The following is a 13,678-nucleotide window of genomic DNA, read 5'->3' as shown; positions in this document are numbered from 1 at the left end:
TCCTTTTATTTTACAACAAAAAACACCTCTTGCGGAGCTTTTACAAAATTTCAACGAATTTTTCAACAGAAAAAGCGAGCTAATAATATATATTAGCTCGCTTTTTTCTCTTGATCATAAATATTAATTCCAGCTTGATGTAACATCCATTCAATATGAACACCATATCCTGATGTTGGATCATTTACAAATACATGTGTAACAGCACCAATTACTTTTCCATTTTGTACAATTGGACTTCCGCTCATTCCTTGTACGATACCGCCCGTTTTCTCTAATAGACGTTTATCTGTTACTTTTATTACCATACCCTTTGTAGCTGGGAATTTTTGCTGCACTGTACTAACAACTTCAATATCAAACGCTTCTACTTTATCTTGATCAATAACTGTTAATATTTTTGCCGGTCCTTCTTTTACTTGATGAGATAATGCGATAGGCATTGCTTTATCCATTATACCGTTTTTCATATTCGTATTTAATTTTCCAAAAATACCATATGGACTATTAATTGTAATATTGCCAATCACTTCACGGTCTGGTGAGAATCTTGCTAATTTCTCCCCTGGATTCCCATGACTACCTCTTTCAATTGATGTAACTGTCGAGCGCATAATTTGTCCATCTTCGACTTGAATCGGCTTTTTCGTATCATTATCAGAAATAACATGACCAAGTGCCCCATATTTCATAGAATCTGGATGAACAAATGTCATCGTTCCAATTCCAGCTGCCGAATCACGGATATACAAGCCAATTCGATAAGACGATTCACCGTTGTCTTTTTGTGGAGTTAGCTTCGTACGAATATATTTTCCATCTCTTAACAATACAAGATTAAGCGGTTCACCTGTTTCTCCACTATTATGAATAAACGGTGCTACATCACTCATTCTTTCAATTGTTTTACCATTAATTTCAGTAATCATATCTCCAATTTGTACACCTGCTGTTTCACCAGGAGATATTTTACCTTTTTCAGTTTGAATTAAATGATGGCCTACAACAAGTACACCTTTTGTATTTAATTTCACACCAATTGATTGTCCACCTGGAATCACTTTAAAATCTTTTAACACTTTCACATTTACTTTTTTCACTGGAAAACCAGCAAGCTGAAATACCATATCAGCTTCACCATTTTGATGAGAATTTACCATAAGTCCTTGTTTTTGTTCATTCGAACTCACTGTAAATACATGACGATTTGTGGATGAAGCTTTGAAAACTGGTAATGATGATATTTCTGATTGTTGCCCTTCAAAAACAACAAGTTGTTTCGGTGATGAAATAAACGTTCGAAGCGGTTTAAAACATCCAATAAAAACTAAAGAAACAAGGAGACAAAGACCTATTATTTTTCGAAATTTTTCTAATTTCAACTTGTTCACTCTCCTCGCTCCTACCCCACATTCAGCCTCTTGGCTTCACTTTTTAATCTCTCCTTGCAGTGCTTTATTTATAACCGGAAGAATTAAGAAATCGTCATTTGAGAAAAAAAGCTATCCATTACTGGATAGCCTCTGCTGTCTGTTTAAAATGATGCGCTTGCGTAAGTAATTCTTTCGCATGCTCTGTCGTTAAATCTGTGATTTCCACACCAGAAATCATTCGAGCTATTTCTGTTACTTTATCCTCCATAGTTAAAACAGTAACTGATGTAATTGTCCGATCATTCGCTACTTGTTTTCGAATAAATAAATGTGAATCCGCCATTGAAGCTACTTGAGGTAAGTGCGTAATACAAAGTACTTGCGAGTTTACTGATACTCGATAAATTTTTTCCGCAATAGCCTGTGCGACCCGGCCACTTACACCCGTATCCACTTCATCAAAAATAACAGATGCAACCCCTTGATGCTTAGAAAAAATGCTTTTTAAAGCTAAAATGATACGAGATAACTCTCCGCCAGAAGCAACCTTTGAAAGTGGTTTTAGCGGCTCTCCTGGGTTCGTTGAAATATAAAATTCCACATGATCGTAACCATCCGCCGTAAGTCTTACCGGCGCACCTTCCACAAGGGGCTCTTCTGCATTTCCTTCTCTCTTCATAATTCTCACTTCAAATTTCGTTTTTTCCATATATAATTCTTTTAATTCCTGATGAATTGCATTTGTAAGGTGTTCTGCAAGCTCATGACGCATATTACTTAACAACGTTGCTTCTTTCATAATAACACTTTCTAATTCCTTCAACTGTTTCTTCGTCGTTTCAATATGAACGTCTTTATTTTCAATCGTAAAAATTTCCTGTTCAATTTTATCAGCATACGCTAAAATCTCTTCTACATTATTTCCATATTTTCTCTTTAGCATACGAATTTCATTCAAACGTGTTTCGATTTCATCTAAACGATTTGGATCATATTCCATCATATCGAGCTTTTCCCTCAGTTGATAGGCAACCTCTTCTAATAAGTAATAGCTATTTGCAATTGAATCATGATTCTCTTGATACACATCATCTAAATGTGTAATACTTTCCATTTGCCCCATTGCACTTCTTACATTATCTAATCCTTGTCCGTCGGCACTTAAAGAACGATATGCATCACCTAACGCTTTATAAATCTTTTCAAAATTAGAAATTTGCAATCGTTCCTCAGTTAATTCATTTTCTTCATCCATCTTTAAATCCGCCTTGCGAATTTCCTCGTGCTGAAATTGAATTAAATCTAAGCGATGTGCCATTTGTTGCTCATTTTCACTTAACGATTTCAATTGTTTTTTTAATTTTTCATAGTCAGCGTATACGTTTTGATATATGTCTAATTGTTTAACGATTCGATCCCCATCAAAGTGATCAAGCATAAACAGATGTCGTTCTTCATTCATTAAATCTTGCGTTTCGTGTTGTCCATGAATATCAACAAGTGTTTTCCCAATTTCTTTTAATATGCTAAGTGTAACAAGCTTCCCATTTACACGACATACACTCTTCCCGTTCGCAGCAATATCACGCTTTAAAATAATCATACCATCTTCTATTTCTATATCTAACTCTTCTGCCTTTTCAATACATGGATGCTTCTCATCTTCAACATAAAATAGCCCTTCAATCTCAGCCTTTTCTGTTCCATATCGAACAAATTCTGCTGACCCACGGCCACCTACAAGTAAACTAATTGCATCAATAATAATCGATTTTCCGGCCCCTGTTTCACCGCTTAAAACCGTTAAACCTTTTTGAAAAGAAATATTTAATGCTTCAATAATAGCAAAGTTTCTAATCGATAATTCCGATAACAATGCCCCATTCACCTCGTTATAAAATAATCCCTTACTAAAGGATTTTCTCAGTTCTTCATTCAAATAATCATGCTATATATTTGTATGTATATACTCTTCTAACCCGCTTCATTGTACCAAACATTTGTTTTACGGGTCAATCCATCTATTTTTTAACTTTATGCAAACAAAATATTATATTACAATTGAAAATTCATATTTTTAACCAATAAAAATATCTTGTTCACTTTCCACTTTACGATGGAAAGCAAACAAGATTTTTTGTTACAACATATTTAAGAAACGATCAGAGACAACACCTGTATCGTCAGGTGTACGGCAAATAATTAAGCAAGTATCATCACCACAGATGGTTCCGATGATCTCATCCCACTCTAAATGATCAATAAGTGCTCCAAGTGAATGAGCGTTACCAGGCAATGTTTTTAGCACAAGCATATGTCCTGCCGTGTCTAATTTTACAAATGAATCCACTAGATTTCGTTTTAATTTTTGTAACGGGTTAAATCGTTGATCTGCTGGCAAGCTATATTTATAGCGCCCATCATGTAATGGCACCTTCACTAAGTGCAGTTCTTTAATATCGCGCGATACTGTTGCTTGCGTTACATTAAATCCCTCATTACGTAAAATATCAACTAATTCATCTTGTGTTTCAATTTCTTTGTTTGCAATAATTTCCCTGATTTTAATATGGCGCTGACCTTTATTCATACATTTGCACCTCACACTATCTCTTACCATAGTTTAAACATTGGTATACTTCACTTATTTATGTTAACTTATAATTCGTTTCTTGTACACAATTGTTTTTACAATCATTATACAATTACAGCAAAAAGAGGAACAACATATGTTATTCCCCTTTCCCTTTTTGTTTTAGAACGTCATGCGCTTCTGTAACAACTTGCTCTATAGAAATCGGAGAATGATTTTCGCCATTCTCACGTTCACCATGCCATTTCAGATGAATTAAAAATTCAATATTACCATCCCCACCCGTAATTGGTGAGAATGTTAAACCTTCCACATCATAGCCTTCTTTTAAAGCAAACTCGACAATCATTTCTACAACAGCTTCATGTACTTTTCTATCACGAACGATACCTTTTTTCCCAACTTGCTCTCTTCCAGCTTCAAACTGCGGTTTAATTAACGCTGCTACATCTCCGTTAGGCATAAGCATTGTTTTTAAAACTGGCAGTATAAGCTTTAATGATATAAATGAAACATCAATACTTGCAAATTGAGGTAAACCACGTTCTAAGTCTGCTGGTGTCACGTAACGGAAGTTTGTTCGTTCCATTACAACAACACGCTCATCTTGACGTAATTTCCACGCTAGTTGATTGTATCCTACATCTAATGCATAAGATAATTTCGCTCCATTTTGAAGCGCGCAATCTGTAAAGCCACCAGTTGATGAACCAATATCTATCATAACTTTATCTTGTAAATCAAGATGAAATGTCTCTAATGCCTTTTCAAGTTTATAACCACCACGACTTACATACGGCATAACTTGTCCCTTCACCGTAATCTCAGTATCTTGCGAGATTTTCTCTCCTGGTTTATCAAGTCTCATCTCATTTGCATATACGAGTCCGGCCATAATGGCGCGCTTTGCTTTCTCACGCGTTTCTATAAGTCCTCGCTCTACTAATAGTACATCTACTCTTTCTTTTTTTACGCTCATTTGTTACGCCCTTTTTTGTTTTGATGGAATCATTGTATGAATACGGTCTACAACAGCATCTGTCGTTAAACCAATTTCTTCTAATAATTTTGTTACACTTCCGTGCTCTATGAAGCGGTCTGGAATACCCATTCGTTCAACTAATGCACTATGGTAACCATTTTCAGATGCAAATTCAACTACTCCTGTTCCAAAACCACCGATTAAACAAGCTTCTTCAATCGTTAAAATCGGTATATTCTTTCCTAGAAGATCATGTAAATATGCTTCATCCATTGGTTTAATAAAGCGAGCATTCACTACTTTCACTGAAACCCCAGCTTTTTCAAGACGCTCAGCTGCTTCCATTGCCATTGGTATTGTCGTACCAAACGTTAAAATAGCTGCTTGTGTCCCCTCTTTTAACGTCTCCCACGTACCGATTGGAATCGCCTTTAATTCTTTATCCATATGAACGCCAAGTCCATTACCGCGAGCATAACGCAATGCGATTGGTCCATCTTCATATTGCATCGCCGTATAAACTAAATGTTGCCCTTCATTTTCATCTTTCGGCATCATAAGCACCATATTCGGCAAGTGACGTAAGAATGAGATATCAAATACGCCTTGATGCGTTTCACCATCTGCTCCTACTAATCCCGAGCGATCTATTCCGATGAAAACATTTAAATTTTGGCGGCATATATCATGAACAACTTGGTCATATGCTCTTTGTAAAAATGTTGAATAAATCGCTAAGAATGGCTTCATTCCTTGCGTTGCCATACCTGCTGCCATTGTTGTAGCATGCTGTTCTGCAATACCTACATCAATCATACGATCTGGGAATTCTTTTTGGAATTTCTCAAGTTTTGATCCAACAGGCATTGCAGGTGTAATTGCTACGATACGCTCATCCGCTCTCGCTAGCTTAAGTACTGTTTCACTAACGACAGCACTCCATGCTGGTGCAACTTCTTTCGGCTTAACGAAGTCACCTGATTCAATTTTATAAGGTCCTGTTCCATGCCAAGTTCCAATAACGTCACTCTCAGCCGGTTTATAACCTTTTCCTTTTTTCGTAATAACGTGAACAAGCACTGGGCCTTTTGTTTTCTTTGCATATTGCAACGTTTCGAATAACTTTACATAATCATGCCCATCGACTGGACCTAAATATGTAAAGCCTAACTCTTCGAAAAAGACACCAGATACTAGTAAATATTTAAGACTATCTTTTATTTTCTCTGCTGTCGCAGCCACTTTCCCGCCAACTGCTGGGATTTTCTTTAATATATACTCTAATTCATCTTTTACCCAGTGATATTTTCCTGCGGTACGTAAACGACCGAGCACATTATGAAGCGCACCAACGTTTGGTGCAATTGACATTTCATTATCATTCAAAATAACAATCATGTCTGTTTTTTCATGTCCAATATGGTTCAATGCCTCTAAAGCCATTCCGCCTGTTAAAGCACCATCTCCAATAATTGGTATAACATATTCTTTCGTTTTCTTTAAATCACGTGCCAGAGCCATTCCCATTGCAGCCGATAACGAAGTCGAGCTATGACCAGTTTCCCATACATCGTGCTCACTCTCGCAACGTTTCGGGAAACCACATAGACCTTGATATTGCCTTAATGTACCAAACTCTTTCGCACGTCCAGTTAAAATTTTATGTACATAGGATTGATGTCCTACATCCCATAAAAATTTATCTTGCGGGCTATCAAATAATTTGTGCAGAGCAATTGTGAGTTCTACTACACCTAAATTAGGTGCAATATGTCCACCTGTTTGAGAGAGCTCTTCAATTAAAAACTTACGAATATCCTCACTCAATCCCTCTAGTTCACTGATAGACATATCTTTCAAAAAACTAGGGTTTTGAATTTGCGTTAGATCCACATGGATCACTCACTTTCATTTCATAATCTGTCAACATGTCAAATATTATAAAAAACATTTACACAAAACAAGAAATTCTCTTTTCTATTTTTCGTCTTGTCCCGCTATTAACCAGTCTATTGCGCCCTAATCCTATTATAAACCATATTTCTTTAGGCGATGAAAAAAATAGCCGCTAACACGAAGTGATAACGGCAATGTAATCTACATATATTTTTGCCAATAACAAGAAAAGAAAAACCTTTTCCTACATTTATATCATAAAATGATGAATGACTCAACAAATGAAAACGCTGTTATATTAGTTATTACGTTTTGCAATCAAATCACAAATAGATAGTAAATATTCATCTTGTAATTGCAAGGAACTAATCGCACCTTTTGCTTCTGCAATTGTTTCTTCTAAAATATCCTTTGCTCTATCTACAGTAAACAACGTTGTATATGTGCTCTTTTCATTAGAAAGATCGCTACCAATCGGTTTTCCAATCTCTTCTTCAGTTCCTTCGACATCTAAAATATCATCTCGAATTTGGAAAGCTAGACCGATATATTTGGCAAACGTAAGCAACTTTTCTTCTTGCTCTTCTGTCGCATCAGAAAGTATCGCACCCGCAAGTACAGCAAATTCAAGCAGTTTTCCGGTCTTATGTTTATGGATGTACTCCAATTCATCAATCGTAAGGCGTTTCCCTTCAGCTTCCATATCTGCCACTTGTCCGCCAACCATTCCTTCTGGTCCTGCTGCTTTTGCAAGTTCAAGTACAAGTCTTACTTTTTTTTCGGCAGAAATTTCTTTTTGCTCATATGCCATAATAACTTGAAAAGCATACGTCAATAAGCCATCTCCTGCTAAAACTGCCATCGCTTCACCAAATACTTTGTGATTTGTGGGCTTTCCTCTTCTTAAATCATCATCATCCATACAAGGTAAATCATCATGAACTAATGAATATGTATGAATCATTTCAAGAGCACAAGCTGCACCTACTCCAAGATTTCTTTCTTTCCCAAACGCTTGTAATGTTGCAAACAAAAGTAACGGGCGGAGACGTTTTCCACCCGCTTCCAAAGAATATGCCATCGCTTCACGAAGTACATTTGGACATTGTAATTCATTTGCATAGCTTACAAGTTTTTCTTCTACGAAAGTTTTACTTTCTTTCAAAAAAGTATCAAAAGCAATCGTCACTATGCTTCATCTCCTAAAGCAGTAAACGGTTCAAGCTCTCCATCTTCCCCAAGAATAACTGCCATTTGTTCTTGTACATTCTTCAGCTTCTCATCACAAAGCTTAGATAATTCCATACCTTCTTTAAAATAAGAAATCGCTTCTTCTAAAGGTACGTCACCTTGTTCTAGCTTAGAAACAAGATGCTCAAGTTGCGAAATTGCCTCTTCAAAGCTTAATTTATTTTCCATTATTCAATTCACGCTCCTCTATGCCTGATACGCTACAATCTAGTATTCCATCTTGTAATTGAACTGAAACAGCATCTCCAAGGCTTACATCTTTCACACTTTTTAACACTTGCTTCTCTTCATCATATACAAGCCCGTACCCTCTCATCATTACTTTAAGCGGACTTAACGCTTCAAGTTTTTGAGCAGCTCTTACAAAGGCAAATTCTTTCGTTTGAAGTAACGTTTGCATTTCACGTTGTAATTGCTTTTGCAACGTTTCAACAGCTACCTTCGTTTGCATAATTTTTTGAGATGGGTGGTGCTTCTCTAAATAAAATGAAAGTTGCTTTAACTGATTCACCTTTTTATCAATATAGCGCTCTTTCGCTAAAACAAGCTGTTCTAGCGCTCTATCTAATTGCTCTTCCTTTTGCTCATATACTTGTCTTGGATAACGGAACGCATACGATTTTTGCAACACTTGTAGTTTTTCTTCTTTTTTATGTACTAACTCTCTCATTGCTCTTTGCAATCTCAGAGTTCTTTGTAATACCTTTTCTTGTAACTCTATAATGTTAGGTGCTGCCAGCTCAGCTGCTGCAGTCGGTGTTGGCGCGCGTAAATCTGCAACAAAATCTGCGATTGTAAAATCCGTTTCATGGCCTACTGCCGAAATAATAGGAATTTCACTCTTAAAGATTGCTCTTGCAACCATTTCCTCATTGAAAGCCCATAATTCCTCAATAGAACCTCCACCACGACCAACGATTAGTACATCTATCTCTCCCATTTCATTCGCTGTACGAATCGCTTGTACAATCGAGGGAGCCGCTGACTCCCCTTGTACAAGTACCGGAAATACAATAACATTCCCAATTGGATAACGACGTTTAATCGTTGTTATAATATCACGAATCGCTGCTCCTGTTGGCGACGTAATCACACCTATTGTTTTAGCGTAAGGAGGAATCGCTTTTTTATAAACTTGAGAAAAAAGTCCTTCTTCTTCTAAACGAACTTTTAACTGTTCGTACGCTAAATGTAAATTCCCGACTCCGTCAGGCTGCATGTCTTGAATATAAATTTGATAAGAACCACTCGCCTCGTAAACAGAGATTTTCCCTTTCACGAGTACCTTCATCCCATTTTCAGGTTTGAATTTAATATTACGATTATGGCCCGCAAACATAACCGCTGCGATTCTTGCATTTTCATCTTTCAATGTAAAATACATGTGGCCACGGCTATGATTTTTAAAGTTGGAAATTTCACCTTTTAACCAAACAGACTGCAAATGCGGATCATATTCTATTTTTGTTTTTATATAGCGTGTTAACGCTGTAACGGTTAAATATTGCTTCTCCATTTCTCTCTCCTCATAGCCGACTCAAATTATTTACAAACGACACCTGCACGTTTGGCAGATTCAACAGTATTATGAAGAAGCATTGTGATTGTCATTGGACCAACACCCTTTGGCACAGGTGTAATGTAACCCGCAACATCTAACACGTTGTCAAAGTCAACATCACCACAAAGTTTTCCTGTTTCTAAACGGTTAACACCAACGTCAATTACAACCGCTCCTTCTTTAATATAATCCGCTGTTATCATTTTAGGTCGTCCAACAGCTACGATTAAAATATCAGCTAACTTCGATAACTCTTTCATATTTTGCGTCTTAGAATGACAATATGTTACAGTGGCATTTTCATTTAAAAACAATTGTCCCACTGGTTTACCGACAATATTACTTCTTCCAATTACTACTACATGTTTTCCAGAAATATCAAGATTTGTTTCTTTTACTAATTCTACAATACCATGCGGTGTACATGGAAGGAATGTATCTTGTCCCGTCATCATACGTCCCACGCTGATTGGGTGAAATCCGTCTACATCCTTTTCCGGTGAAATTCTTTCAATGATAGCTTTTTCTTCAATATGTTTTGGTAAAGGTAATTGCACTAATATGCCATTAATACGGTCATCGCCATTTAAGCGATCGATTTCAGCAAGCAAACGTTCCTCAGTAATTGTTTCAGGAAGTTCAATTAGCTCTGAGTAAATCCCTACTTGTTCACAGCCTTTTTCTTTTCCTTTCACATAAGAACGAGATGCTGGATCTTCTCCAACTAAAATAACTGCTAATCCTGGTACAATACCTTGCTCTTTCAACTTCACAACTTCTTCTGTTAATTGTGCTCGTTTTTTCTCCGCAACTTCATTTCCTTTGATGATTACTGCTACCATTTTAAGATTCCCCCTTAAAGAATTTACAGTGTATCTTTTATATTAGATAAAACGCCGTTAATAAAACGACGAGATTCCTCATCCCCAAATGTTTTTGCAATTTCAATTGCTTCGTTAATTGTTACGTTGTGTGGAATTTCTTCCATGTACTTCATTTCATACACAGCTACACGTAAAATACTGCGATCAACAATACTAATACGCTCAAGCTTCCACTTTTTTAAGTTTTGACGAATCGCTTCATCGATTGCTTCTTTATTTTCTACAAAACCTACTACAAGTGACTCTAGAAACTCATTTGTTTCTTCGCCTTCATCCAGCGTGTTTTCCACTGCTACTTTCGGTTCTAATTCACCTGTAATATCCATTTGGTATAATGCTTGCATTGCTCTTTCTCTAGCCGTCCTACGTTTCATTGTAACTCTCCTTTATGCTTCAAGTCTTTCCTTATACTTTGTTATATTATTATAATTTATAAGCCGTCAATTCACTTACTCTTACAGTTTTCATTGATTTTCCAACCTTATAATACAATGATAATAACACAATTTATCGTTTCACACACGGGTTACAAGGCTGAAAAATAATAAAAAGATTAACTTCAAGTTCCATATCTTATCACAATGTACGTTTTTTGGAAAAACGACACATTTTCTTGTTTATTTCTTATTTTTTGAAATAGTATAATAATTAGAGGGTTGTAATTTGTGAAGAAATGAAACGATAAAAAAGATGCCTATGTTACTAGGCACCTTTTCATTCTTACACTGGTTCGATTTCTGTTTTTTGTGTTTCGAATGTTACGCCAACGATGTGAACATTCACTTCTTTTGGCTCAAGTCCTGTCATTGTAAAGAGTGCTTGGCGAATATTGTCTTGAATCTTTTGTGCAACAACTGGAATTGCTACACCAAAATACATTACAACATAAAGGTCAACGATAATATCTTCGTTTGCTAATTCAACCTTTACACCTTTACCATGATTTTTCTTACCTAACTTCTCAACAACATCTGTAGCAAAATTACCGCGCATTGCCGCTACACCTTCTACTTCAGCAGCTGCAATACCTGCAATTACTTCAATTACTTCTGGTGCAATTTCTACTTTACCAAGAGTTGTATCTTGACCCATATCTAACATATGTTCAGCCATGAAAAAAACCTCCTTTAATGTATCACTGCGTCACAAGTTCATGCTCTTCCAAAAATTTCGTATTAAACTCACCTTTTACAAAATCAGGATGATCTAGCAATTGCAAATGGAACGGGATTGTTGTATGTACGCCTTCAATGACAAATTCACTAAGTGCGCGCTTCATTTTTGCAATTGCCTCTTCACGTGTTTTTCCGTGAACAATTAATTTAGCAACCATCGAATCATAGAAAGGTGGGATTGAATATCCCGGATATACAGCTGAATCGACGCGAATACCAAATCCTCCTGGTGGTAAGTACATTTCTACTTTACCTGGAGATGGCATAAATTTTTTGGCAGGGTTTTCCGCATTAATTCGACATTCAATTGCCCAACCATTAAATTGTACTTCTTCTTGCTGTAACGATAACTTTTCTCCTGAAGCAACAAGAATTTGCTCTTTAATTAAGTCCATTCCCGTTACCATTTCAGTAACCGGATGCTCAACCTGAATTCTCGTATTCATCTCCATGAAATAAAAGGTTTTCGTTTTATATTCATAAATAAACTCAACCGTACCAGCACCTGTATAATCAACCGCTACCGCCGCTTTAACTGCCGCTTCACCCATCTGCTTGCGAATATCTTCATCAAGTGCAGGTGATGGACTTTCTTCTAATAGTTTTTGCAAACGGCGCTGAATTGTACAATCACGCTCTCCTAAATGAATGGCATTTCCGTGTGTATCTGCCATTATTTGAATCTCAACATGGCGGAAATCTTCAACGTACTTTTCTAAGTATACACCAGGGTTCCCAAAAGCGGTACTAGCTTCTTGCTGTGTAATTTGAATTCCTTTTATAAGCTCTTCTTCATGGCGTGCAACACGAATACCTTTTCCACCGCCACCTGCAGTCGCTTTAATAATAACTGGATATCCAATTTGATTAGCAAGCTCGATCGCTTCTTCGGTATTTTTAATAATCCCTTGTGAACCTGGTACAATCGGAACCCCTGCTTCTTTCATTGTATCACGAGCAACGTCTTTTGTGCCCATCTTTGAAATAGCTTCTGGACTTGGACCGATAAAAATCAAGTTACATTCACGGCATAACTCTGCGAAATCTGCATTCTCTGCTAAAAATCCGTATCCCGGATGAATAGCATCGCAGCCTGTTAACTTCGCAACGCTAATAATGTTTGTCAAATTTAAATAGCTTTCTTTCGAAATCGTTGGTCCTACACAATACGCCTCGTCTGCAATCTGTACGTGAAGTGACTCTTTATCTGCTTCTGAATAAATTGCAACTGTTTCAATATCCATTTCTTTACAAGCACGAATAATTCGTACAGCAATTTCCCCACGATTGGCTATTAATACTTTTTTTATCATCACAAAGACTCCCTTATTACGCTTTTACAAGAAATAGCGGTTGTCCATACTCAACAAGCTGTCCGTTATTAACAAGAATTTCAACAATTTCGCCCTCTACATCAGCATCAATTTCGTTAAATAACTTCATAGCCTCGACAATACATACGATAGAATCTTTCGATACTCTATCCCCAACACTTACATATGGAGGTGTATCAGGCGAAGAAGAAGAATAGAATGTACCTACCATCGGTGATGTGATTTTATGTAGGTTTTCATTTTGAACAGCCTTCTTCTCTTCTTGTTTTGGCGCTTCTGCTTGTGCTGCTGCTACTTTCGTTTCAACTTCAACAGGCGCTACTGGTTGCATAGCTTGTTTTGCTGCAGGTGCTTGCACAGCAACAACTTCATTACCACGCTTTTTCATTTTGATTGTTGTACCGTCTTTTTTGTATTCAAATTCATCAATATTAGAGCTATCAATTAATTTAATTAATTCGCGAACTTCTTGAATTTTAAACATGTAAAATCCACTCCCATACTCTTGTTTGTCCCGTTTTTACAGATTCTCGTCACGAAAACTAGATTGACTGTAAAAATACGATGTATTCTATTAGAAAATATATTTCATTAACTAATAGAAATATTTACTATTTCCATCTTACGAT

General features: G+C 36.6%; 13 protein-coding genes. All 13 read right to left on the bottom strand.

All coding sequences use genetic code 11. The features are described 5' to 3' along the window. Positions 1 to 92: 92 nt before the first annotated feature. Positions 93 to 1,391 (bottom strand): SpoIVB peptidase, encoded by a 1,299-nt coding sequence (gene spoIVB / locus ACQGS6_RS08095; RefSeq protein ID WP_002098091.1) that lies wholly within the window; start codon positions 1,389 to 1,391, stop codon positions 93 to 95. A gap of 118 nt (positions 1,392 to 1,509) precedes the next feature. Then, a complete protein-coding gene (gene recN / locus ACQGS6_RS08090) occupies positions 1,510 to 3,249 on the bottom strand; it encodes a DNA repair protein RecN (protein ID WP_000947763.1) in 1,740 nt (579 codons plus the stop codon). 264 nt (positions 3,250 to 3,513) lie between these two features. Beyond that, positions 3,514 to 3,963 (bottom strand): arginine repressor ArgR, encoded by a 450-nt coding sequence (argR, locus tag ACQGS6_RS08085; protein ID WP_001032580.1) that lies wholly within the window; start codon positions 3,961 to 3,963, stop codon positions 3,514 to 3,516. 142 nt (positions 3,964 to 4,105) lie between these two features. After that, positions 4,106 to 4,945 carry a TlyA family RNA methyltransferase gene (locus ACQGS6_RS08080; RefSeq protein WP_000111874.1) on the bottom strand — a complete coding sequence of 280 codons (840 nt, stop codon included), beginning with the start codon at positions 4,943 to 4,945 and terminating at the stop codon, positions 4,106 to 4,108. 3 nt (positions 4,946 to 4,948) lie between these two features. Continuing rightward, positions 4,949 to 6,841 carry a 1-deoxy-D-xylulose-5-phosphate synthase gene (gene dxs / locus ACQGS6_RS08075; protein WP_098283381.1) on the bottom strand — a complete coding sequence of 631 codons (1,893 nt, stop codon included), beginning with the start codon at positions 6,839 to 6,841 and terminating at the stop codon, positions 4,949 to 4,951. A 301-nt stretch (positions 6,842 to 7,142) separates the two neighbouring features. Continuing rightward, on the bottom strand, positions 7,143 to 8,033 hold the full coding sequence (gene ispA / locus ACQGS6_RS08070; protein ID WP_000150374.1) for a (2E,6E)-farnesyl diphosphate synthase: 891 nt from the start codon (positions 8,031 to 8,033) through the stop codon (positions 7,143 to 7,145). Next, on the bottom strand, positions 8,033 to 8,263 hold the full coding sequence (gene xseB / locus ACQGS6_RS08065) for an exodeoxyribonuclease VII small subunit (RefSeq protein WP_000428423.1): 231 nt from the start codon (positions 8,261 to 8,263) through the stop codon (positions 8,033 to 8,035). The genes ispA and xseB overlap by 1 nt, the downstream gene beginning before the upstream one ends. Further along, positions 8,253 to 9,611, bottom strand: a complete 1,359-nt coding sequence (xseA, locus tag ACQGS6_RS08060; protein WP_000415249.1) for an exodeoxyribonuclease VII large subunit — start codon at positions 9,609 to 9,611, stop codon at positions 8,253 to 8,255. The genes xseB and xseA overlap by 11 nt, the downstream gene beginning before the upstream one ends. Positions 9,612 to 9,637: 26 nt before the next feature. Beyond that, positions 9,638 to 10,498: a bifunctional methylenetetrahydrofolate dehydrogenase/methenyltetrahydrofolate cyclohydrolase FolD gene (gene folD, locus ACQGS6_RS08055; RefSeq protein ID WP_000226732.1), complete on the bottom strand. Its 861-nt coding sequence runs from the start codon at positions 10,496 to 10,498 to the stop codon at positions 9,638 to 9,640. Positions 10,499 to 10,521: 23 nt separating this feature from the next. Beyond that, a complete protein-coding gene (gene nusB, locus ACQGS6_RS08050) occupies positions 10,522 to 10,914 on the bottom strand; it encodes a N utilization substance protein NusB (RefSeq protein WP_000830247.1) in 393 nt (130 codons plus the stop codon). A gap of 346 nt (positions 10,915 to 11,260) precedes the next feature. Beyond that, entirely contained in the window at positions 11,261 to 11,653 is a 393-nt protein-coding gene (locus ACQGS6_RS08045) for an Asp23/Gls24 family envelope stress response protein (RefSeq protein WP_000807630.1), read from the bottom strand. A 22-nt stretch (positions 11,654 to 11,675) separates the two neighbouring features. Beyond that, positions 11,676 to 13,028 (bottom strand): acetyl-CoA carboxylase biotin carboxylase subunit, encoded by a 1,353-nt coding sequence (gene accC, locus ACQGS6_RS08040; RefSeq protein WP_000592870.1) that lies wholly within the window; start codon positions 13,026 to 13,028, stop codon positions 11,676 to 11,678. Between the two features lie 16 nt (positions 13,029 to 13,044). Next, positions 13,045 to 13,533, bottom strand: coding sequence for an acetyl-CoA carboxylase biotin carboxyl carrier protein (gene accB / locus ACQGS6_RS08035; protein ID WP_000472859.1), 489 nt, complete (start codon positions 13,531 to 13,533; stop codon positions 13,045 to 13,047). Positions 13,534 to 13,678 lie beyond the last annotated feature (145 nt).

The sequence above is a fragment of the Bacillus sp. GMs2/2 genome (assembly GCF_050172095.1).
Classification (GTDB): Bacteria; Bacillota; Bacilli; order Bacillales; family Bacillaceae_G; genus Bacillus_A; species Bacillus_A cereus.
The sequence above is the reverse complement of the archived record's forward strand: the minus strand, read 5'-3'. Positions and strand labels throughout refer to the sequence as shown.

What these genes read in the sequence shown, in the direction of transcription:
- xseA (WP_000415249.1), bottom strand. Translation starts at nt 9,611, where the DNA reads ATGGAGAAGCAATATTTAACCGTTACAGCGTTAACACGCTATATAAAA.
- folD (WP_000226732.1), bottom strand. Translation starts at nt 10,498, where the DNA reads ATGGTAGCAGTAATCATCAAAGGAAATGAAGTTGCGGAGAAAAAACGA.
- ACQGS6_RS08045 (WP_000807630.1), bottom strand. Translation starts at nt 11,653, where the DNA reads ATGGCTGAACATATGTTAGATATGGGTCAAGATACAACTCTTGGTAAA.
- accB (WP_000472859.1), bottom strand. Translation starts at nt 13,533, where the DNA reads ATGTTTAAAATTCAAGAAGTTCGCGAATTAATTAAATTAATTGATAGC.
- nusB (WP_000830247.1), bottom strand. Translation starts at nt 10,914, where the DNA reads ATGAAACGTAGGACGGCTAGAGAAAGAGCAATGCAAGCATTATACCAA.
- xseB (WP_000428423.1), bottom strand. Translation starts at nt 8,263, where the DNA reads ATGGAAAATAAATTAAGCTTTGAAGAGGCAATTTCGCAACTTGAGCAT.
- ACQGS6_RS08080 (WP_000111874.1), bottom strand. Translation starts at nt 4,945, where the DNA reads ATGAGCGTAAAAAAAGAAAGAGTAGATGTACTATTAGTAGAGCGAGGA.
- argR (WP_001032580.1), bottom strand. Translation starts at nt 3,963, where the DNA reads ATGAATAAAGGTCAGCGCCATATTAAAATCAGGGAAATTATTGCAAAC.
- accC (WP_000592870.1), bottom strand. Translation starts at nt 13,028, where the DNA reads ATGATAAAAAAAGTATTAATAGCCAATCGTGGGGAAATTGCTGTACGA.